Genomic DNA, 21,792 nt, shown 5'->3' on the forward strand with positions numbered 1-21,792 from the left:
GTAACGGAAAGGATGATAAGGGATGTGTGGGTTTGTTGGCTGTATTTATGATTACCCGCAACGATTGAATGAGCAATGGAAAGACACGTTCAAACAAATGAACGATCTGATTACTCATCGCGGTCCAGATGATGACGGCTACTTTTTTGATGAACACGTTCATTTCGGTTTTCGCCGCTTAAGCATTATCGATCTTGAAGCCGGACATCAGCCGCTATCATATGAAAATGAGCGCTATTGGATTATATTTAACGGTGAAATTTACAATTATGTTGAACTGCGTGAAGAACTATTAGCAAAGGGATACACATTTGCGACGCAATCGGATACGGAAGTCATTCTCGCTCTTTATAGTGCTGAAAAGGAAAAAGCGGTTGAAAAATTGCGCGGCATGTTTGCGTTTGTGATTTGGGATAAAGAAGAGAAAACGGTTTTTGCCGCACGCGATCCGTTTGGAATTAAGCCATTTTTCTACATGGTTCAAGAAGACCGTCTATTCGTTGCCTCAGAAAAGAAAAGCATTTTGCTTGCTTTCGATGGCCAACTCAATCATGAAGCGCTGCAATATTATTTGACATTCCAATACGTACCTGAGCCAATGACCATGACAGCCGAAATACAAAAGTTAGAGCCTGGTCATTATTTGAAAAAGAAAATCGGTGAACCGCTTACGATTCATTGTTATTGGAAAGCTTCGTTTACTCCTGTGACAAAAACGGAAGAAGAGTGGATAAAAGAAATTCGCGACGTCTTGTTTGACTCAGTGAAGGTACATATGCGCAGCGACGTACCAGTCGGTTCGTTTTTATCAGGTGGGATTGACTCCTCGCTCATTGCTTCGATCGCAAAACAATTTCATCCAAATATTAAAACATTTTCAGTGGGCTTTGAGCGAGAAGGGTTTAGCGAAATTGACGTTGCGAAAGAGACAGCGGAAAAGCTTGGCGTAGAAAACATTAGCTACATCATTTCCCCAGAAGAATATATGAACGAATTGCCGAAAATTATGTGGCATATGGATGATCCTCTTGCTGACCCTGCAGCAGTTCCGCTTTACTTTGTTGCTCGTGAAGCAAGAAAGCACGTGACGGTTGTTTTATCTGGGGAAGGGGCTGACGAATTATTTGGCGGTTATAACATTTATCGCGAGCCTCAATCATTGCGGCTGTTTGCACACATGCCAAAATCATTGAAAATGATTTTAAAATGGATAGCTCGCATTCTTCCTGAAGGAGTAAAAGGAAAAAGCTTTATTGAACGCGGAACAACTCCGTTAGAAGAGCGTTATATCGGCAATGCGAAAATGTATAGTGAACAAGAGAAGCAACAGTTGTTGAAAGAGTACGAAAGAGGTTTACAATATACAAAAATCACCGCTCCTTTGTACGAAGAAACAACTCATTACCCTGATGTGAATCGAATGCAATATGTCGATATTCATACATGGTTGCGCGGCGACATTTTGTTGAAGGCTGATAAAATGACAATGGCTCATTCATTAGAATTGCGTGTTCCTTTTTTAGATAAGGAAGTATTTGCTGTAGCGTCAAAAATTGATCCTAAATTCAAAACGGCTCATGGAACAACGAAGTATATTTTGCGCAAAGCTGCGGAAGGAATTGTGCCGGATCACGTCCTTCACCGAAAAAAACTCGGTTTTCCAGTGCCGATTCGCCATTGGCTAAAAAATGAAATGTATGATTGGGCGAAAACGTTAATAAAAGAGAGTGAGACCGATCACCTCTTCCATAAAGATGTCGTTCTTCGCTTGCTTGAAGAGCATCGCGCCAATAAAGCTGACCATAGCCGCAAAATTTGGACGGTGCTTATGTTTATGCTTTGGCATCAAGTATACGTCGAGAAAAAATATGATTTCAGTGTGAAAAAAGACAAGCAATCGTTGCCTGTTCACTGAGGCTTGATGGTGATTGCTTGTCTCCCCATCTGCACCCAAGCGTCGATAAACTCGCTTTTGGGTGCTTTTTTATTTTTTTCGCCTGAGAGAGGGTCGTTAAAGTAAACAAATTGTTCATTGTAACCGGTAACCACGACAGAATGCTCATAGTATGTAATTTCAATGGCTCCATGCGGCGTTTGCCATTGACGAAATGCGCTTTTTGGCAATTTTTTATAGGTGGCATTGGTAATAACCCAAACGGGCGATCCATTTGAAAGATATTGTTGCAATTTTTCAAAATCGCTTCCTGTTAAATCAACAATCCGATTGGGCAAATACATTTCTGCAAGTTGGCGGATTGGTTTGTGATATACGCCCAAACCAGGATTTTTTAACGAATACATATCGCCGACAAATCCAACATTGGGGTGGCCGAAATATGTTTGGCCATTTTTCTTTTGATAAGGCGTTGGATCTTTTTTCACTTGTTTGGCAAGCGTCATTTTATCAACGTCTACCCCGGCATATTGTAAAAGCATGGCTAGGCTCGTTACTTCACAACCGCGTGGCAGTTCAGGAAGTTGACGAATAATCGGCACATCAAGCAGGACAGATGACTGATCAGAAAATGTTTCAGGGGATGTTTTTTCGCTTAATAACGATTGTTTGATTGGCGAAACAATCTGTTCGTCACCTTTTAGTTCCTGCCATTGTGTTTTCACAAGCAAGAGAAGGGTAAAAAACAAAGCAATATTCAAAAGGAGCCGTGATCGTTTTGGACGAAAAAATAAAGAAACGGAAACAGCGAGAATAGCGATCGCAAGAAAGATAGTGAATATGAGCATGTTTTCTCCCCTAGCTGTTGTTTTATCGTCATCTTATCAAAAAATGATTTGAAAATCTAGGCGTAGCGAGATCGGCTTCTTCATCGCGAAGAAGCAGTTGTGTAAAAATATTATTTCCATTTTTCGTGCACGTATATGCTCTTGCTTTCTAACCTCATTAACCCATCGGTGACGCAAGGATATGGTTCATGAATGTGATACTTTTCACAAAAGAATTGTTTGCTATAATAGGGATGAAAAAAGAGCAGTCGATACCGCGTAATCAAAAGAAAAATCGCAGTTATGCCAGTAAAGTTGGGTCAATAAGAAGCAATGGCAGAAATGTTCATTTTGCTTGCATAATGCAAGCGGCACAGCCCGATATTAAAAAGAGTCGATTTGTTCGACATCGTGAGTCTTTCTGTGTTTATGATAAAATAAAAATGTTGAGCCGATCATAAGAAATTGCAAACCACGCTGATGTTAGCGCGTGGTTTTGTTCGCTTGCAATGATTTATAATACTGCCCTTTTGCAACATATTCTTGACGGATGCGCGCCATTTCTTTTTCATCTTCTTCCGTTAGTTCGCGAACGACTTTTGCTGGACGGCCAAAGGCAAGAGTGCGAGGCGGGATTTTCTTCCCGGGTGGCACGAGACTACCTGCGCCGATGAAAGCTCCTTCACCAATTTCGGCACCATCCAAAATGATCGAACCCATCCCAATTAACGCATTTTTGCGAATGATGGCGCTGTGAAGAATCACTTGATGACCGATGGTAACATCGTCTTCAATAATAAGAGGATTGTTCGGGCTTTGATGCAAAACGGAATTGTCTTGGATGTTGACACGATTGCCGATGATCGTCGGAGCGACGTCTCCGCGAATGACCGTATTAAACCAAATGCTCGTTTCTTCGCCGATTGTGACATCGCCTGTAATGGTGACATAATCTGCGATAAAAGCGGAATCTGCGATTTTTGGAGAATGGCCTTTGTAAGGATAAATCATCGCTTTCTTTCCTTTCATCGATAAAATTCGTTACATTTTTACATTTAGTTTACAAGTTTTTTCTCTATTCGTAAATGAAAAAGGAGGGTGTTTATGCGGAAGTGGGAAGCAGAAGAAGCAAAGGGAACGGTCGTGATTGTTCATGGGGCAGCTGAACATCATGGACGTTATAAATGGCTTATTGAAATGTTTCGTTTAAGCGGTTTTCATGTTGTTGCTGGCGATTTGCCTGGGCAAGGAACGACGACGCGCCGCCGAAGAGGACATATTGACTCGTTTGACGAATATATTGAAGCGGTAGAAAGTTGGGTGAACGAAGCAAAGAAGTTTTATTTGCCGATCTTTTTGCTCGGTCACAGCTTGGGCGGACTTGTTGTCATCCGTACATTGCAAGAAAAGCGACTCCCGGTTCGCGGAGCTATTCTTTCTTCGCCATGTCTAGGTCTTGTGCAATATCCAACGAAATCGCTTGATCTATTATCGCGCATTTTGAATTACGTTCATCCGAAAAAGCGTTTTCCATCAGGATTATCCGTGGAACTAGCGACGCGCAACGAAGAAGTGCGCGAGATGGACAAAAATGATTCATTATATGTGACAAAAGTGTCTGTACGTTGGTATCGCGAATTGGTCAAAGCGATTCAAATTGCTCATGAAAAGATTGCCGATCTTCCTGATCTTCCGTTGTTAGTGATGCAAGCAGGCGACGATAAAATCGTTGACAAAACAGCAGTAAAGGCATGGTTTGATCAATTATCTTTATCAGAAAAAGTGTACAAAGAATGGCCGAAGTTGTACCATGAAATTTTTAATGAACCTGAGCGTGAGCAAGTATTTTTGTATGCGCAAACGTTTTTAACTCTTCAACTGCAACGAGGTGAGCTAGTTGAAAGTTCCGACCAATCCATTTAGCTTAATGAGCAAAGTATATCGCGATGTATTTCCGATCGTGCATCGTGAATTAGCGTATTGGAGAAAAAAAGCAGAGGCGATTCCTGATGCAGAATTGCGAAAGCAGGCGCTTGCGAGCATTGAAACGAAAACGTTTCATTGCGAAGGAGGAGCGATTTTAGCGCTTCTTGCGGGAAAGGAAATCGAGGAGTGTATTCGCTTTATTGTTGCTTATCAAACGATAAGCGACTATCTCGATAATTTATGTGACCGGAGCACGTCGCTGGACCCGCTTGATTTTCGGGCTCTTCACGATTCCATGCTTGACGCTTTATCGATTGGCGCAAACGTGACGAATTATTACCGCTATCGAAAAGAACAAGATGACGGCGGCTATCTTCACGAGCTTGTGCAAACATGCCAAGACGTATTAAAAAAAGTAAAGCATTATGAAAAAATTGCGCCGTTTTTACGGGAGCTGGCTAGTTATTATTGCGATTTACAGGTGCATAAACACGTGAAAGAAGATGAGCGTGTATCGCGTCTTGAACAATGGTTTCGCCAATATAAAGACAATCTTCCGCCGATGGAATGGTATGAATTTTCCGCCTGCTCGGGCTCTACGCTCGGCATTTTCTGTTTAGTCGCCTACGCTTTTACCGAAACATTCGATGAAGAAATGGCGTTAAAAGTGCGCAATGGCTACTTTCCATATATTCAAGGATTACATATTTTGCTTGATTATTTCATTGATCAAGAGGAAGATCGGTTAGGCGGAGATTTAAACTTTTGTTTCTATTATCCGCATCATTCTTCGTTGATGGAGCGATTGCGCCATTTTATTGAAGAGGCGGATAAACATATCGCTGGATTGCCAAATGAACAATTTCATCGTCTTATTAACCGCGGATTGCTAGGCGTGTATTTGTCTGACGAAAAAGTACAGAAGCAAAAAGATGTAAAGAAACTGGCTAAGCAGTTAATTAAATTCGGTGGACAAATTTCTTACTTCTTCTACCTAAACGGCCGGGCGTATCGGACATGGCAGAAAATTTGTCCGCTGTTTGCAAGATAGAGAAGCCTTTTGCTTTTTTCGGCAAAAGGCTTTTATGTTTACTTAAATGATCAGCAATGCCTCCTTCTGAATGGTCACATTCACTGGAGTTTTCGTAACCAGTTCGCCATCGCTTTGGACAATCACCGGCCATTCAGAGATTACTTCTACTTCTTTTCCTTTGAGCATGGTTACGCCAGGATGAGAAACATGTTTGCCTTTATACGCTTTTGGAAAATTGCGTAACAGCTCCCATTTTGTCATGCTGTGGATGATGCAAATGTCAAAAAGCCCATCATGATAACAAGCATCCGGGCATATTTTAATCCCTCCGCCGTAATTCGGAGTATTGGCAATGGCAATTAACCATACATTAAAAAAAGTTAGGGTCTTTCCATCAACTTTTAACTGAATGTTGACAGGACGATATTTTAATAAAACGTGCAAGACGCTATGCGCATACGAAAGATCGCCTAGTCTAATGAAATTCAACAAATTTTTAAATTTGGATGCATTGTTTACCTCGGCGACTTTGCCGTCAAAACCGATCCCCGTTACAGTGATGCAGTATTCGTTATTGATTCTTCCAATATCCATTTTTCTTTGTTCTCCCATTAAAATACGTTCTAATGCCTTTTTATAGTCCATTGGGATATCAAGAGCTCTTGCCAGATCATTTCCCGAACCCGCAGGAATAATCCCCAAAGGGATATTCGAACCGATTAACCCGTTAGCAACATCATGGATCGTACCATCTCCGCCAATGGCAACAACGGCAAGACATGTTTCAGAAGAAATCTCCTTAACAATTTCGATTGCATGTTTTGGACGTTCTGTAAAACGCACTTGATAATTGACTTGTTTTTCTTGAAGCAACTTCTCAACCTTTTTCCAAACTTTTAATCCTTTTCCGTTTCCCGAAATTTTATTGACGATAAAAGAATACATATCGATCTTTCCTTTTTGTTAAAGATAATAAAAGTTTTATAGGATATGTAAAAATTGGTTTGTTGGGCATGAGTGAAAAATAATTCCATAAATAGTTTTGTTTTCATTCATTCTACCATTTTACCACCTGTTTTTTAATAATCCATTTTAAAAATATTCAAACCTTATATATTTCTCTAAGTTCTCTTGAGCGATCCATAACAGCCTCTGCCAGTACGGTATAATCTGAACTTTTAAGTTCGTTTAAATACATCATTGGCCCAATAACAACTTTTACTGGCTTTCGAATCCGCTTTTTCGTATCCAGAAAAATAATCGCAATGGGAAGAACAGGCGCTCCTGTTTTTACCCCTAAAAAAGCTACCCCTTTTTTCGGTTTGACCCTTTCCTCATTTTTACATCTTTTTCCTTCAGGAAAAATTCCAAGAACTTCCCCGTTTTCAATCACCTTTAAGGAGCGGCGGACTGGACGAATGGCTATTCCGCTTTGTCGATCAACAGGAATAGCATGAAGTTTTTGAAAAAGCCAATTGGTCATTCTTCTCTGAAACAGCTCCTTTTTTGCTAAAAAATGAATGATCAACAGAAAAACCTTTTGCCGAACAAGCAAAAGGTTTTTATCGTTTTTCAATCGCTATGATAAATGGCGGATTATTCACTTGATTAATGAATTGATAACGAAGCACATGGGCACGTTGCTGGTCGATCGTTTGGACGTACTCAAGCAATGCGTCACGTTCCACGGCGCCTTCAGGATGACCGTGATAAATCACAAGTACGATGATTCCTTCAGAAGCCATGATTTCTAACAGTTGTTCAACGGCGCGAATCGTGGAATCCGGTTTGGTGACAATTTGTTTGTCGCCGCCCGGTAAATATCCGAGGTTGAAAATGGCGCCGGTAATTTTGCCGTGATATTGTTCGGGAATTTTTTCAATCAGCTGATCATGGCTTGCGTGAAATAATGTGACTTGCTCTAACGCGCCGTGCTCTCGCAGGCGGTTGGTCGTGTTTTCAATGGCTTGGGCTTGAATGTCAAAGCCAAATACATGACCTGTTTTTCCGACGCGTTCGGCTAAATAAAGCGTATCATGCCCGTTTCCTACCGTTGCGTCAACGGCGATGTCGCCTTCTTGGACAGCTAAATTAAGCAATGTGCGCGTAAATGGGAGAATGCGTTCTAACTTCATTGTTTCTTCCCTTCTTTTTTGTAGTATTTCCCTTGATAGCTGTTCCGGCGCTCTAATTCAGCATCGATGGCATTTAACACTTCCCATTTATTCACGCTCCACATTGGACCGATCATTAAATCGATTGGACCATCTCCTGTAATGCGATGAACGATCATTTCAGGCGGAAGAATTTCCAATTGATCGCATACAAGGTTGACATATTCCTCAAACGATAAAAAGCGCAGCATCCCTTTTTCGTATTGTTTCACCATTGGCGTTCCTTTTAAAAGGTGCAATAAGTGAATTTTAATGCCTTGCACGTCAAGGTTCGCTACCGTTCTTGCCGTCTCCATCATCATGTCATAATCTTCAAGCGGCAAACCGTTAATAATGTGCGAGCATACGCGAATGCCATGTTTACGAAGTTTATTCACACCTTCAACATAACATTCAAAATCATGAGCGCGATTAATAAGCAAAGCTGTTCGCTCATGTACGGTTTGCAATCCAAGTTCGACCCATAAATACGTTCGTTCATTCAGTTCCGCCAAATATTCAACGACATCATCAGGAAGGCAATCAGGACGAGTCGCAATCGACAACCCCACAACCCCTTCTAAATTTAACACCGTTTCATATTTTTCACGCAGCACTTCCACAGGGGCATGCGTATTGGTGAACGCTTGGAAATAAGCGATATATTTGCCGTCTTTCCATTTCTCATGCATCTTTTCTTTAATTTGATTGAACTGGGTGACTAAATCATCGGCGCGATTGCCGGCAAAATCACCAGAACCGGCAGCGCTGCAAAACGTGCAGCCTCCGTATGCAACGGTACCGTCGCGGTTCGGGCAATCAAAGCCGCCATCTAGCGCAACTTTGAACACTTTATGACCAAACACTTGTCGCAAGTGATAGTTCCATGTGTGATAACGTTTATTGTCGTTTGTATATGGAAATGGGTTCAAAATAGCCCCTCCTTTTTGAATCGTATCATTTCAGCATTGTACCATGATTTATAAGATGAGCTCAATGGAAAGAACATGTGATAGATGAATGAAAACTGCGCAAACTATGAAATGATATCAATTTCATTTAGGAAGGAGATGAAGTATGGCGACGCGGCAATCGGTCGATGAGTTTTTACAGCATTGTGAAGATGTGATTCGCTACGCAAAAGATCAATATACGGAAGCGCAAAAACAAGAGCACTACAACGATACGGAATATACAAAAGCACAGCAAATGTTAGAAGAAACGGTGAACGATTTAGCTCATTTGGCGTTAAGCTGCAATGCGCAACAGCGCGAACAACTGCATCGCATGCGCCTGCAATTGCAACAAATGCAAAATGACATGATTTTGTTAGAGCATTAAGGAGGGACAAGGATGAAAAAACGTTCGAAACAAAACAACCCAGAGCAAAAAACACGAAATGGAATCAATAACAATGATATTGAGTTAGGGAAAGATTTCGACCCTGTCAAACAAGCGAAAAAAGCGTATGAAGAAACGGGCGGACAACCGCAAAAATCGAAACAACATGTTGAGCAGTGAGCTGCTATATAAATTCAAGTTGAGTTTCCGACATATCTCATCATGAATAGAAAACCGCTTTTCTGCCATAGGCGGCAAGATTTTTCTTGCCGCCCCACGTGAAACGCATGACAGACAAATTCATTTGTCTGATGGCGTTTTCGTTCGGGGAAGTGGCAGAAAAGCTTGTTCATGTCGGAAAATTAAGATTATCTATATGGGAGCTTACCATTCATTTGTCGGTAAGCTCTTTTTTATTGCTTCTGCTTACAAAAAAGAATACAATTTATTTTGAAATTTGAAATATTGGCAGGAGGAATTTTATATGCCCCGTGCTCTTTGGATATTGATTATTGGAATGGCCATCTATGTAACAGGGGCTTCTTTTTTATGGCCTTTGAATGCCATTTACGTTCATGAGCAGTTAGACAAACCTCTTTCGGTTGCCGGTCTTGTGTTAATGCTCAATTCCGCCGCAACGATGATCGGTAATTTGCTCGGCGGTTTTTTATTTGACAGATTGGGCGGTTTTCGTTCGTTAATGGTTGGAGCTTTGTTAGCGTTAGCAGCAGTGATTTCTTTAATTTTTTTCCACGGGTGGCCGCATTATCCGATTTTACTTGCAGTTATTGGATTTGGGGTTGGGATTGTTTTTCCTGTCGCCAATGCCTACGCAGGAGCGATTTGGCCGCAAGGGGGAAGGCGGGCGTTTAACGCCTTATATGTGGCGCAAAATATCGGCGTTGCGATCGGTTCAGCACTTGGCGGATGGATTGCATCGTATTCATTCGATTCCATTTTTATCGCCAATGCATTTATGTATATTCTTTTTGTCTTTATTGCTTATTTCGGATTGAAGCATGTTCACATGGAAAAAGGAAGAAAACAAGAAGAGGGAAAAACGGTTGCAACGAACGCAGGAAATCGAATCGTTTGGAATGCGTTGATCATTCTTTGCATCGGCTATTTTTTATGCTGGCTGAGCTATGTGCAATGGTCAACCACGATTGCTGCATATACGCAAGAACTGAATATTTCGCTCAAGCAATATAGCTTTCTTTGGACGGTCAATGGTGCGCTCATCGTTTTGGCGCAGCCGCTGTTATCTGCGGCCGTTCATCGTTGGCTTCGTCAAGTGAAGCGGCAAATGGCAGTCGGATTTGCCATTTTTGTCGGCTCGTTTTTTATTTTGTTGCAGGCAACCTCGTTTTTCGACTTTATCGCGGCTATGGTCGTATTGACCATTGCCGAAATGCTCGTATGGCCGGCGATTCCAACTGTTGCAAGCCGCTTGGCTCCAGAAGGGAAAGAAGGATTTTACCAAGGATTTGTCAACAGCACGGCGACTGCCGGAAGAATGATCGGCCCAGTCCTCGGCGGCTTTATTGTTGACACCGCAGGAATGAAACCATTGTTTGTCGCACTGATTATCTTTTCTTCTATTTCATTTGTGACAGCTTTTTTATACGATCGAAAGTTGCCTAAAGGAAAAAACGAGAAAAAACAAACAGTTACAATTGTTTAGCATACTCGGTTGAACCGGGTATGTTTTTTATTGACAAAAGATGTAAATTAGATTAACATCTAATTAGATGATCATCTAATATGGAGGGGAGTTATGCAGCTTAACCGATTAGTAATCTTTTATAAAACGATTGGGGATCCAACGCGCCTTCGCATCATCAAAATGCTTTCTGATGGCCCATTGCATGGTCAGGCGATTGCAGGAAAGCTTGGTCTCACTCCGGCGACGATTACGCACCACCTTAAAAAATTGCGGGATGTTAATGCTGTCTATGAGCGACGCAGTGGGAATACGATTTATTTTTATCTCAATGAAACCGTCATTCAACACTATGCTAAGGCGTTAATGAATTTGGCTGAACAAGACGAGGTGAAAAAAGATATGAAAGATGTTATGGCAGAACGGCAAAAAGTGATTGAAAACTTCTTTACGAGCGATGGCCGCTTAAAAAATATCCCAGCTCAGCGAAAGAAAAAGCTCATTGTATTGGAACATATGCTAAAAGGACTGCAAAAAGGTAAAAAATACGAAGAAAAAGAATTGAATGAGTACATTAAAAAGTTTCATGACGATTATGCCACCATTCGCCGCGAATTTATCATCAACAACTACATGTATCGCGAAAACAGCATTTATGAGTTGAATCCGGAAGAAATGTGGGCGAAAATTGAATAGGATAGAGGAAGATCTCCCACAAAAACTTGATTCATACTTTTGCTTTTCCCTACTTGCAACGAATCGATAAATTTTTTAGAATATAAAATATAAAAATATTGGCAAATAACGATGAAGAGGAGTAGTAGTGAACAAAACGGAAGGCAGAGAGTTGACGGTCGGTGCGAGTCAACCGAAGTTTGTTCACGAACTCGCCTCGGAGTTGCGGATGTGAACGGCTTTGGCCTAGTAATGTTCGCCGTGAATCTGCGTTAAGGATTTGAGTGAGCATGCGATTGGCATGCTAATAAGGGTGGTACCGCGGGAAGTTCAGCCTCTCGTCCCTTTTTAAGGGATGAGAGGTTTTTTGTTTTTGATTTTTGTTTACAATGGACAGTAAAACGAGGAGGGTGAAAGATGAGTTATAATCATCGCGAAATTGAAAAGAAATGGCAAAAATATTGGGAAGAAAATAAAACGTTTAAAACGCCGGACGATGACGATGGAAAGCGGAAGTTTTATGTGCTTGACATGTTTCCATATCCATCTGGTGCCGGACTTCATGTCGGCCATCCAGAAGGGTATACAGCGACCGATATTTTAGCGCGCATGAAGCGAATGCAAGGATATAACGTGCTTCATCCGATGGGATGGGACGCGTTTGGTTTGCCTGCTGAACAATATGCATTAGATACAGGAAACGACCCTGCGGAATTTACAGAAAAAAATATTAATAACTTCCGCCGTCAAATTAAGGCTTTAGGATTTTCTTACGATTGGGATCGCGAAATCAATACGACTGATCCAAATTACTACAAATGGACACAATGGATTTTCTTAAAGTTGTATGAAAAAGGATTAGCGTACATGGATGAAGTGCCTGTCAACTGGTGCCCAGCGTTAGGAACGGTGCTAGCAAACGAGGAAGTTATTGACGGAAAAAGCGAACGCGGCGGTCATCCGGTCATTCGCAAGCCGATGAGACAATGGATGCTTCGCATTACGGCCTATGCGGATCGTTTACTCGAAGATTTAGAGGAGTTAGATTGGCCAGAAAGCATTAAAGAAATGCAGCGCAACTGGATCGGCCGCTCAGAAGGGGCAGAAATTCGTTTCGAAGTTGATGGCCATGATGAAACGTTTACGGTCTTTACGACTCGTCCAGATACGTTATTTGGTGCGACTTATACGGTGTTAGCTCCTGAGCATCCGCTCGTTGAAAAAATTACAACGCCGGAGCAAAAAGCGGCGGTCGAGGCGTATTTAGACTCCATTAAAAGTAAAAGCGACCTCGAACGTACGGATTTAGCGAAAGAAAAAACAGGAGTCTTCACTGGGGCGTATGCGATTAATCCGGTAAACGGGGAGAAGCTGCCAATCTGGATTGCCGATTATGTCCTTATGAGCTACGGTACAGGAGCGATTATGGCCGTACCAGCCCATGATGAGCGCGACTATGAATTTGCGAAAAAATTTAACTTGCCAATCAAGCAAGTGGTTGCTGGAGGCGATATTACAAAAGAAGCGTATACAGGCGACGGCGAGCATATTAACTCCGATTTCTTAAACGGTCTCAACAAAGAAGAAGCCATTAAGAAAATGATTGAATGGCTAGAAGCAAACGGAAAAGGACAAAAGAAAGTCACATACCGCCTCCGCGACTGGTTGTTCAGCCGTCAACGCTACTGGGGTGAACCGATTCCGATCATCCACTGGGAAGACGGTACAATGACGCCGGTGCCGGAAGAAGAACTTCCGCTTATGCTTCCAAAAACGGATCAAATTAAACCATCAGGTACAGGAGAATCACCGCTTGCGAACATTGAAGAGTGGGTGAATGTCGTCGATCCGAAGACAGGTAAAAAAGGACGCCGCGAAACGAATACGATGCCGCAATGGGCGGGAAGCTGCTGGTATTACTTGCGCTATATTGACCCGCATAACGATAAACAGCTTGCAGATCCGGAAAAATTGAAAAAATGGCTTCCGGTTGACGTATATATCGGCGGTGCGGAACATGCGGTTCTTCACTTATTGTATGCGCGTTTCTGGCATAAATTCTTGTATGATATCGGTGTCGTACCGACAAAAGAACCGTTCCAAAAGCTGTTTAACCAAGGAATGATTCTTGGTGAAAACAATGAGAAAATGAGTAAATCAAGAGGAAATGTCGTCAACCCGGACGATATTATCGAAAGCCACGGTGCCGACACATTGCGTCTCTATGAAATGTTTATGGGACCGCTTGAAGCATCCATTGCTTGGTCACCGAAAGGATTAGACGGTGCACGCCGTTTCTTAGACCGCGTATGGCGCTTATTCGTTGAAGAAAACGGAGAATTAAATCCAAAAATCGTTGAAAATCCTAAAACAGATACGCTTGAACGCGTTTACCATCAAACGGTGAAAAAAGTAACGGAAGATTACGAAGCGCTTCGTTTCAATACAGCGATTTCACAATTGATGGTGTTCATTAACGAGGCGTACAAAGCGCCAGAATTGCCAAAGGCATACATGGAAGGCTTTGTGAAATTGTTATCGCCAGTTTGTCCGCATATTGCTGAGGAGTTGTGGGAGAAACTTGGCCATAACAATACAATCGCATATGAAGCATGGCCAGCGTACGATGAAGCAAAATTAGTTGAAGACGAAGTTGAAATTGTTATTCAAGTGAACGGCAAAGTGCGTGCGAAGTTGCATGTGCCAGCTGATGCAACGAAAGAGCAATTGGAACAATTGGCGATGGAAGATGAAAAAATTAAAGAACAAATCGAAGGAAAAACGGTGCGCAAAGTGATTGCCGTACCGGGCAAACTCGTCAATATCGTTGCTAACTAAAGATTCGCCCCTCGCATTTGTGAGGGGCTTATTTTAAAGAGGTGAGAAAAGATGAAAGAAATAACGGCAGCCGAATTAAAAGAACGTCTTGAACGCGGTGAAAAGCTAAACATTATTGATGTTCGCGAAGATGAGGAAGTGGCGTTTGGGATGATTCCTGGAGCCAAGCACATCAAAATGGGAGACATTCCGAATCGGCTGAATGAATTTAACAAAGAGGAAACCTATATTTTCATTTGCCGCGCAGGTGTGCGAAGCGAACATGTTTGCCGTTACTTAGAGGAACAAGGTTATGATGTGTGCAACGTGGTCGATGGAATGCTTGCATGGGATGGGGAATTGGTTTGATGGAAAAGCATACGCCTTGAGAAATGGTTCAAGCGAAAAAACATCTAGATGATTTCCGAGAATTTGTGAAACAAATTTTGACGTATAAAAATAAGATTGCCTCGATTGAGACAATCTTATTTTTGTTTTGCTCGTTTGGCGGCATTCATTCCAGCAAGACGTCCAGTGACAAGCGCGGCCGTAATGTTAAATCCGCCCGTATAGCCGTGAATGTCTAAAATCTCGCCGCAAAAATAAAGCCCGTCCATGAGTTTTGACGACATTTCCTTTGGATGAATTTCCTTGACAGATACACCGCCGCCAGTAACGAACGCTTTTTCGAGCGGCAATGTACCGTGCACATGAAATTGAAATTGCTTGCAATCATCGACAAACGCGCGCAACTTTTCGTGGGCTAGCGTGCTGGCAGGCGTTTGCGGATCGATGCCGTTTTTCTCTAACAAAAATAGTAAATACCGTTCTGGCAATAATCCTTTTAATACATTTTTTATCGCTTTTTTCGGCTCGGCTTTTAACATGTTTACGATCGATTGAAACAGCTCTTCGCGATTTTGATCAGGGAGGGCATCAATGCTCATCGTAACAAAACCCGTTCCATATTTTTTTAACGCCTTCACGACAAATTGGCTGCAGCGAAGTGCTGCCGGACCAGAAATGCCAAAATGGGTAAAAATCATATCCATTCGGTGCGTCACGATCGTTTTTCCTTTCGGGTTTAATACGCTTAACGCTACATCGCGCAAGGAAAGTCCTTGCAACGTTCGCTGTTGAATAAAAGGTTCTTTCGATGTAATCGGTACTTCGGTTGGAAAAAGTTCCGTGACGGTATGTCCTGCTTTTTCGGCCCATGCGTAACCGTCTCCCGTTGAGCCGGTTTGTGGAACAGATTTACCGCCGACGGCGACGACCACGCATGTAGCGCCGATGAATTCACCTGTTTTCAGCGTCACGCCGACCGTTTTTCCGTTTTCGTATTCGACGTCTGCTACAGGCGTGTTTAGGCGAATATCTACCTTTAATTTTTTCAGTTGCTTGATGAGCGCGTCTACGACCGATTGCGCGCTGTCTGTTACGGGGAACATGCGGCCATGATCTTCTTCTTTTAGCGGAATGCCGAGATTTTCAAAAAAGCGAATAATATCTTCGTTATTAAAAATCGAAAAAGCGCTATATAAAAAGCGGCCGTTTCCTGGAATATGTTTGACGATTTCATCAACGGGCAGCCGGTTTGTGACGTTGCAACGTCCGCCGCCAGAAATGGCAAGCTTGCGCCCAAGCTTGTCTCCTTTATCAACAAGCAATACGTTTGCTCCTTGCTCGCCAGCGGCAATCGCTGCCATCAACCCGGACGGCCCCCCGCCGATGACGATGACATCATAATTCAACAATTGTTCACATCCTTTCTGCTTCTCTATTATAAATCGTTTCGATACGAAGAAGAAAGTGTGCTAAAATAAGTAAAGCGATTGAACAAGCTTTTACATTAAGGAAGGGATGTTATGTCGTCTTCGAAATTGTTGCGTGGCACGTTTATTTTAACGCTTGGCGTGCTATTGTCACGCATTCTTGGGATCGTGTATGTGATTCCATTTTATCAGTTGGTTGGAAAACAAGGCGGAGCTCTTTATTCGTACGGATATGTTCCGTATACCATTTTCATCAGCATTGCGACGATGGGAGTGCCGCTTGCGGTTTCAAAATTTGTATCGAAATATAATGCGCTTGGGGAATATCATGTCGGGCGAAAGTTGTTTCGCTCGGGTCTAGTGTTAATGAGTGCAACAGGGTTTGTCGCTTGGCTTATTTTATATGTAAGCGCCCCGTTGATTGCACCGTTTGTTGTGAACGAGGATGGGCCTGGCAACTCGATTCATGATGTAACGCTCGTCATTCAAACGGTCAGTTTTGCGCTTTTAATTGTTCCGGTGATGAGTTTGATTCGCGGTTTTTTCCAGGGGCATGAATCGATGGGACCGACCGCGTTGTCGCAAGTGGTAGAACAGCTTGTGCGCATCATCTTTTTGTTGGCCGGCTGTTATATGGTGCTACGCGTATGGCACGGTTCGCTTGTTACAGCGATTCGTTTTGCAACGTTTGCGGCGTTTGTCGGCGCGCTCGGCGGATTAGGGGTGCTCATATGGTATTGGATCAAACGAAAACGATTTTTAGATGAACTGCTTCAAAAAGATCGCGGCACGCTGCATTTATCGCTGAAAGAGATGTATAAAGAGCTCATTCTTTATGCAGCTCCATTCGTGTTTGTCGGATTGGCGATGCCTCTATATCAGCTCATCGATCAATTTACGTTTAATAAAGCGATGGCAAGCATCGGTCTAGGAGCGATTTCTGAAGATGCTTATTCAATTTTTAATGTCTACGCACAAAAATTGGTCATCATTCCTGTCACGTTAGCGACTTCATTTAGTTTAACGTTAATTCCAACGATTACAAAAGCATACGTACAAAATAACCGAAAGCAGTTGCGCAAATATTTAAACGATACGTTTCAAATCGTGATCTTTTTAACATTGCCTGCCGTTGTTGGAATGGCGCTGTTGGCGGAGTATGTGTACGCCGCTTTTTACAGCTATGACCCGCTCGGAACAGAAGTGTTGCGTTGGTATGCGCCAACCGCGATTTTATTTGCGCTATTTTCCGTCACCGCCGCTATTTTGCAAGGAATTAACAAACAAAAATTTACGATGATCAGTTTAACAGGTGGGTTATTGGTCAAACTTTGTTTAAACTACTATTTGATTGCGAAGTTTGAAACGATTGGGGCCATTTTAGCCACGACGCTTGGTTATTTGCTTTCGGTATTGTTCAACTTATGGATTATTCAACGATACACGAAGTATCGTTACGGATTTGTATTGCGACGCACAACGTTCATGGCCATTTTAACAGCGGTGATGTCTGTTGTCGTTGTGCCTATTGTGAAGCTAGTTGAAAAATTGTTACACTATAACGGAAGTGTCATTCATTCGCTTATGATTGTTTTTGTCGGAGGAATCGTCGGTGCGGCTGTTTATTTTTATTTAAGCGAACGCTCACAATTGCTTTACTATTTGTTTGGGGATCGCTTTTCCTTTTTGCGCAAAAAAAGAAAGAAGGCTGTTTCGTAAACAGCCTTCTTTTCACATCAAAAACCTTCCGAAAACCCAAGTCGACGTTCGAGCCGTTGCACTCGGCGATTTAAATTGTTAATTTCTTGTTGTTGACGTTGTAATGTACGTTCAACTCGATCAAGGCGACGCTCAATATTGCCGAATGGAAATCCTTGGGCGCTTGTAGATCCCGGTGCTCCCGGAAATTCTTGTATGACTGGGTATCCAGGATATCCTGGATATCCTCCGTATTGAGTTCCTGGTTGTTGTTGCCGATAATCCATTGTCAAAACTCCTTTCGCTTTTTCATTCGTAGGCAGTATATGTGATAAATGTCATCGTGATATAGACGAACGCCTAGTTCGTTAAAAAGAATTGGAGGGATACGATGCTGCGTATTGATAAACTTTTAGCAAACATGGGATATGGAACGAGAAAAGAAGTCAAAAAGCTATTGAAGTCAGGCGTTGTGAAAATTGACGACGTCGTTGTGAAGGATGCAAAGACACAGGTTGATCCGAATACGCAGGTTGTCACCGTTTGGGGAGAAGTAGTTCAATATAAGCCGTTTATTTATTTAATGATGAATAAGCCGCAAGGAGTGATTTCGGCGACCGAAGATTTAACGCAAGAAACGGTTGTTGATTTGCTTGAAGAGGAAGATCGTATTTTTAATCCTTTCCCGGTCGGGCGTCTTGATAAAGATACGGAAGGATTGCTGTTATTAACCAATGATGGACAGCTTGCTCATCAATTGCTTTCGCCGAAAAAGCATGTACCGAAAACGTATTTTGCCGTTGTGGATGGTGAAGTGACAGAAGAAGATGTACAATTGTTTCGGCAAGGGGTTGTTTTAGACGATGGATATCAAACGAAACCGGCAGAATTAACGATTTTAAAATCAGGCATTCGTTCCGATGTGGAGCTAACGATTACAGAAGGAAAATTTCATCAAGTCAAACGCATGTTTGCAGCGGTTGGAAAAAGAGTGGTTTATTTAAAGCGCATTCAAATGGGGCCGCTACCGTTAGATGAAACATTAGAACCTGGAGAGTATCGCGAATTGACGGATGAAGAAATTGCCTTATTAAAGGGAGAACACATGGAGGAATAACGCAAAAAAATAGGAACCTTTCTCAAAGGTTCCATCTATGTGAATTGACATTTTCTCTCTTATGATGACATCCTTACTTTTTTCGATGTTGTTGTCCATTTACCTTTGCTAGGGCTGTGAACTAAATCGTTGTATGCTAACACGTTTAAATCCCGCTGAATCGTTCGTGGAGTAATGCCGAATTCATCCACGAGCTCTTGCGTCGTCACTGTCCCTCTTTCGTTAATGAACATGTAGACGGACTTAATACGGGTTAGCATTCGGTGAGTTGAAGGTTTCAAATGATCACTCCCTATCGTTACATAATTCGCATGGCACAACAGAGATGAGAAAACTAGATGTCTCATTTGTTATTTTACACGAATATACAGGAAAAATGCTATAAATTTGCTGAATTTTACACAATATTTACACATTTTTTTGCATGATTTTTCTAATGAAAGGAAGGAGAAGAATGAAAATAAATTGGATGCACGAGGTATTGAAACGAAAAGAACAATTGATTCAAGATACGCAAACATTTTTACGGATCCCAAGCGTTCTTGATGAAACAACAGCGACAGCAGAAGCGCCGCTAGGGAAAGGGGTGTATGAAGCGCTTCAATATTTATTGCAGCGCGGAAAAGAAGAGGGGTTTACAGTAAAAAATGTGGATGGGCTGGCAGGGCATATTGAGATGGGAGAAGGAGACGAAATCATCGGTGTTTTATGCCATGTGGATGTCGTGCCGCCAGGGGATGGATGGACAATGGAACCGTTTGGAGCGGAAATTCGTGATGGGAAAATTTATGCGCGCGGTGCTTTAGATGATAAAGGGCCGACGATGGCAGCATTTTACGCAATGAAAATCGTAAAAGAGCTCGGCCTTCCGCTCACAAAACGAGTGCGGATGATCATCGGAACCGATGAAGAAAGTGATTGGCGCTGTGTTGAGCGATATTTCCAAAAAGAAGAAATGCCGACGATGGGGTTTGCTCCTGATGCGGACTTTCCAATTATTTATGCGGAAAAAGGAATTGCCGATTTTGATTTAGTACAAAAAGAAGAAAGCGAGCTTGAAGAAGGAAATGTAAAGCTGCTTTCGTTCCATTCAGGCAGAAGATATAATATGGTTCCTGATTTGGCTGAAGCGACATTGCAAACGAAACAAGTTCAGGATGTAAAAGAGCGGTTTATGCAATTTTTAAAAGATGTACAAAGCGATGGAGACACGGTGATTGATGGGGAAACCATTACATTGCGCATCCAAGGAATTTCAGCGCATGGAATGGAGCCGAATAACGGAAAAAATGCAGGGTTGCTTCTTGTGCAATTTTTAGCGAATGAAGCAATGAACAGCCGAGCGAAAATGTTTATCGATTTTGCTCATCGCTACTTTTGCGGTGATTCGCGCGGGAAAAAATTAGGTGTTGCTCATATGAATGAAGAGCTTGGAGATTTAACGATCAACGTTGGGATCATGTCCTATACGGATGAGCAAGGCGGAAAACTTGGGTTAAATTTACGTTATCCTGTGACAAACGATATCGCTCAAACAAAGGAAAAAATAGCGGAAGTGGCAGAGAAACATGGTTTCGCCCTTACGAATTTTAGCAACTCGAACCCGCATTACGTAGCGAAAGATCATCCGCTCATTCAAACGTTACAACAAGTATATGAAGAGCAAACGGGAGAGAAGGCGACGCTGCTTTCGATCGGCGGCGGTACGTATGCGCGTTCTTTAAAAGCTGGGGTTGCCTTTGGTCCTCTCTTCCCAGGACGTGAAGATGTTGCTCATCAAAAAGATGAATATATGTTGATTGATGACTTGCTAAAAGCGACAGCGATTTATGCACAAGCAATTTATGAGCTAGCGAAATGAGATTGCTTCCAAATAGTGTTATAATAAAAACATCCATGAGTAATTTTACTCCCCACCCATGCATGAAAATCCATCATTCCTTCCCATAATGGATATGAACGCAAACAGTTTTGAAAGACGTTCTCTTTAATGGTGGTTCGACCCTGTAATAAAAACTGTTTGAGTCCATTTGGTGTTCCACCCATTGTCAGCCCTTTTCGTGTGAAAAGGTGACTACGAACAGAAAAATGCCTAACGTGCAAATGGACTCCCTGTTTGCGAATTTATCGATGGAAGGAGTAAGAATCATGGATGTTCTTTATCATCGTTGTGCAGGATTAGATGTCCATGCCGAAACAATTGTCGTTTGTGCTCTTCTTGGAGAGGAAGAACACGTTCAAAAGGAAGTTGAAACATTTCCTACTTTCACGAAAGACTTGTTTCGTCTTCTGAAATGGTTAGAGGATCGTGGTGTCACTCATATTGCGATGGAGAGTACGGGCGTTTACTGGAAACCTGTGTTCAATATTTTGGAAGATTACTTTGACATTACACTTGCTAACGCTCAGCGAATCAAAAATGTACCGGGGAGAAAAACCGATGTTTCCGATGCTGAATGGATCGCCAAATTGTTGCGTTACGGATTGATCGAGAAGAGTTTCGTACCTCCAGAGAACATTCGAGAATTACGGGATTTAACTCGCTTGCGCAAAAAATGGATCGGGCAGTTAACCGCGGAGAAAAACCGCATTCAAAAAGTGTTGGAATGTTCCAATATCAAGTTAAGTTCCGTGATTTCGGATGTATTTGGTGTATCTGGGCGAAAGCTACTGGAACGTTTAATGAAACAGGGATACATCGAAGAAACCGAAGTCGATGCTTGCATTCACAGGAGTATGAAGAGGAAAAGACAACAAATTCAGGATTCTCTCTTTGGTACATTGACCAACCATCAACTGTTCATGATTCGCCAATCGTGGAAGCACATCGAATCGTTGGAAAGTTTACTTCGGGACATCGAAGAACGAATCGA

General features: G+C 42.2%; 24 protein-coding genes and 1 other annotated feature. Of the genes, 15 read left to right on the forward strand and 9 right to left on the reverse strand.

What is annotated here, in order from left to right; all coding sequences use genetic code 11:
* Positions 1-22: 22 nt before the first annotated feature.
* On the forward strand, positions 23-1,915 hold the full coding sequence (gene asnB / locus EDD69_RS12565) for an asparagine synthase (glutamine-hydrolyzing) (RefSeq protein ID WP_132949278.1): 1,893 nt from the start codon (positions 23-25) through the stop codon (positions 1,913-1,915).
* Here the strand turns inward: asnB and EDD69_RS12570 are convergent.
* The gene (locus tag EDD69_RS12570; RefSeq protein WP_132949279.1) at positions 1,909-2,742 is read right to left on the reverse strand and encodes a C39 family peptidase; all 834 of its coding nucleotides are present in this window, start codon (positions 2,740-2,742) and stop codon (positions 1,909-1,911) included. The two genes, asnB and EDD69_RS12570, sit on opposite strands and share 7 nt — an antisense overlap.
* Before the next feature lie 188 nt (positions 2,743-2,930).
* On the opposite strand from EDD69_RS12570, the gene EDD69_RS12575 reads away from it, so the two are divergent.
* Positions 2,931-3,182 (forward strand): hypothetical protein, encoded by a 252-nt coding sequence (locus EDD69_RS12575; RefSeq protein WP_132949280.1) that lies wholly within the window; start codon positions 2,931-2,933, stop codon positions 3,180-3,182.
* 22 nt (positions 3,183-3,204) lie between these two features.
* Here the strand turns inward: EDD69_RS12575 and EDD69_RS12580 are convergent, their stop codons facing one another.
* Positions 3,205-3,732 carry a gamma carbonic anhydrase gene (locus tag EDD69_RS12580; RefSeq protein WP_132949301.1) on the reverse strand — a complete coding sequence of 176 codons (528 nt, stop codon included), beginning with the start codon at positions 3,730-3,732 and terminating at the stop codon, positions 3,205-3,207.
* Between the two features lie 93 nt (positions 3,733-3,825).
* Between EDD69_RS12580 and EDD69_RS12585 the strand changes: the two genes are divergently transcribed.
* Entirely contained in the window at positions 3,826-4,644 is an 819-nt protein-coding gene (locus tag EDD69_RS12585; protein WP_132949281.1) for an alpha/beta hydrolase, read from the forward strand.
* On the forward strand, positions 4,619-5,698 hold the full coding sequence (locus EDD69_RS12590) for a tetraprenyl-beta-curcumene synthase family protein (RefSeq protein ID WP_132949282.1): 1,080 nt from the start codon (positions 4,619-4,621) through the stop codon (positions 5,696-5,698). Before EDD69_RS12585 ends, EDD69_RS12590 begins: the two co-directional genes overlap by 26 nt.
* Positions 5,699-5,740: 42 nt before the next feature.
* Here the strand turns inward: EDD69_RS12590 and EDD69_RS12595 are convergent, their stop codons facing one another.
* The 4 genes from EDD69_RS12595 to mnmL form a co-directional block, all read right to left on the reverse strand.
* Positions 5,741-6,625, reverse strand: a complete 885-nt coding sequence (locus EDD69_RS12595; protein WP_132949283.1) for a diacylglycerol/lipid kinase family protein — start codon at positions 6,623-6,625, stop codon at positions 5,741-5,743.
* A 157-nt stretch (positions 6,626-6,782) separates the two neighbouring features.
* Positions 6,783-7,208, reverse strand: a complete 426-nt coding sequence (locus EDD69_RS12600; RefSeq protein ID WP_165871793.1) for a lysophospholipid acyltransferase family protein — start codon at positions 7,206-7,208, stop codon at positions 6,783-6,785.
* 34 nt (positions 7,209-7,242) lie between these two features.
* Positions 7,243-7,815, reverse strand: a complete 573-nt coding sequence (gene mnmM / locus EDD69_RS12605) for a tRNA 5-(aminomethyl)-2-thiouridylate-methyltransferase MnmM (RefSeq protein ID WP_132949285.1) — start codon at positions 7,813-7,815, stop codon at positions 7,243-7,245.
* Positions 7,812-8,765 (reverse strand): tRNA modification radical SAM protein MnmL/YtqA, encoded by a 954-nt coding sequence (mnmL, locus tag EDD69_RS12610; RefSeq protein ID WP_132949286.1) that lies wholly within the window; start codon positions 8,763-8,765, stop codon positions 7,812-7,814. The genes mnmM and mnmL overlap by 4 nt, the downstream gene beginning before the upstream one ends.
* A gap of 145 nt (positions 8,766-8,910) precedes the next feature.
* Here mnmL and EDD69_RS12615 point away from each other — a divergent pair, with 145 nt between their 5' ends.
* The 7 genes from EDD69_RS12615 (at position 8,911) to EDD69_RS12645 (ending at position 14,698) form a co-directional block, all read left to right on the forward strand.
* Positions 8,911-9,174 carry a YtzC family protein gene (locus tag EDD69_RS12615; protein ID WP_132949287.1) on the forward strand — a complete coding sequence of 88 codons (264 nt, stop codon included), beginning with the start codon at positions 8,911-8,913 and terminating at the stop codon, positions 9,172-9,174.
* Between the two features lie 12 nt (positions 9,175-9,186).
* The gene (locus EDD69_RS12620) at positions 9,187-9,354 is read left to right on the forward strand and encodes a glycogen biosynthesis protein GlgD (protein ID WP_132949288.1); all 168 of its coding nucleotides are present in this window, start codon (positions 9,187-9,189) and stop codon (positions 9,352-9,354) included.
* Between the two features lie 86 nt (positions 9,355-9,440).
* On the forward strand, positions 9,441-9,635 hold the full coding sequence (locus EDD69_RS12625) for a hypothetical protein (protein WP_132949289.1): 195 nt from the start codon (positions 9,441-9,443) through the stop codon (positions 9,633-9,635).
* A 23-nt stretch (positions 9,636-9,658) separates the two neighbouring features.
* Positions 9,659-10,858, forward strand: a complete 1,200-nt coding sequence (locus EDD69_RS12630; RefSeq protein ID WP_132949290.1) for an MDR family MFS transporter — start codon at positions 9,659-9,661, stop codon at positions 10,856-10,858.
* 93 nt (positions 10,859-10,951) lie between these two features.
* Positions 10,952-11,533: a DUF2087 domain-containing protein gene (locus tag EDD69_RS12635; protein ID WP_132949291.1), complete on the forward strand. Its 582-nt coding sequence runs from the start codon at positions 10,952-10,954 to the stop codon at positions 11,531-11,533.
* A 102-nt stretch (positions 11,534-11,635) separates the two neighbouring features.
* Positions 11,636-11,861 (forward strand) — a binding site (T-box leader).
* Between the two features lie 68 nt (positions 11,862-11,929).
* Positions 11,930-14,350: a leucine--tRNA ligase gene (gene leuS, locus EDD69_RS12640; protein WP_132949292.1), complete on the forward strand. Its 2,421-nt coding sequence runs from the start codon at positions 11,930-11,932 to the stop codon at positions 14,348-14,350.
* 51 nt (positions 14,351-14,401) lie between these two features.
* A complete protein-coding gene (locus EDD69_RS12645) occupies positions 14,402-14,698 on the forward strand; it encodes a rhodanese-like domain-containing protein (protein ID WP_132949293.1) in 297 nt (98 codons plus the stop codon).
* A gap of 116 nt (positions 14,699-14,814) precedes the next feature.
* Here the strand turns inward: EDD69_RS12645 and EDD69_RS12650 are convergent, their stop codons facing one another.
* Complete coding sequence (locus tag EDD69_RS12650) at positions 14,815-16,083, reverse strand: BaiN/RdsA family NAD(P)/FAD-dependent oxidoreductase (RefSeq protein WP_132949302.1); 1,269 nt, start codon at positions 16,081-16,083, stop codon at positions 14,815-14,817.
* Between the two features lie 114 nt (positions 16,084-16,197).
* Here EDD69_RS12650 and EDD69_RS12655 point away from each other — a divergent pair, with 114 nt between their 5' ends.
* Complete coding sequence (locus EDD69_RS12655) at positions 16,198-17,823, forward strand: putative polysaccharide biosynthesis protein (RefSeq protein WP_132949294.1); 1,626 nt, start codon at positions 16,198-16,200, stop codon at positions 17,821-17,823.
* Between the two features lie 17 nt (positions 17,824-17,840).
* Here the strand turns inward: EDD69_RS12655 and EDD69_RS12660 are convergent, their stop codons facing one another.
* Positions 17,841-18,089, reverse strand: coding sequence for a prefoldin domain-containing protein (locus EDD69_RS12660; RefSeq protein ID WP_132949295.1), 249 nt, complete (start codon positions 18,087-18,089; stop codon positions 17,841-17,843).
* A gap of 104 nt (positions 18,090-18,193) precedes the next feature.
* Here EDD69_RS12660 and EDD69_RS12665 point away from each other — a divergent pair, with 104 nt between their 5' ends.
* Positions 18,194-18,919, forward strand: a complete 726-nt coding sequence (locus EDD69_RS12665) for a pseudouridine synthase (protein ID WP_132949296.1) — start codon at positions 18,194-18,196, stop codon at positions 18,917-18,919.
* Positions 18,920-18,978: 59 nt separating this feature from the next.
* Here EDD69_RS12665 and EDD69_RS12670 read toward each other — a convergent pair whose 3' ends face one another.
* Positions 18,979-19,200, reverse strand: coding sequence for a DeoR family transcriptional regulator (locus EDD69_RS12670; RefSeq protein ID WP_132949297.1), 222 nt, complete (start codon positions 19,198-19,200; stop codon positions 18,979-18,981).
* A gap of 173 nt (positions 19,201-19,373) precedes the next feature.
* Between EDD69_RS12670 and pepV the strand changes: the two genes are divergently transcribed.
* Entirely contained in the window at positions 19,374-20,780 is a 1,407-nt protein-coding gene (gene pepV / locus EDD69_RS12675) for a dipeptidase PepV (RefSeq protein ID WP_132949298.1), read from the forward strand.
* Between the two features lie 287 nt (positions 20,781-21,067).
* On the forward strand, positions 21,068-21,792 hold a 725-nt coding region (locus EDD69_RS12680; RefSeq protein WP_132949299.1), incomplete at its 3' end, for an IS110 family RNA-guided transposase.

This window comes from Thermolongibacillus altinsuensis (assembly GCF_004341205.1).
GTDB classification, from domain to species: domain Bacteria; phylum Bacillota; class Bacilli; order Bacillales; family Anoxybacillaceae; genus Thermolongibacillus; species Thermolongibacillus altinsuensis.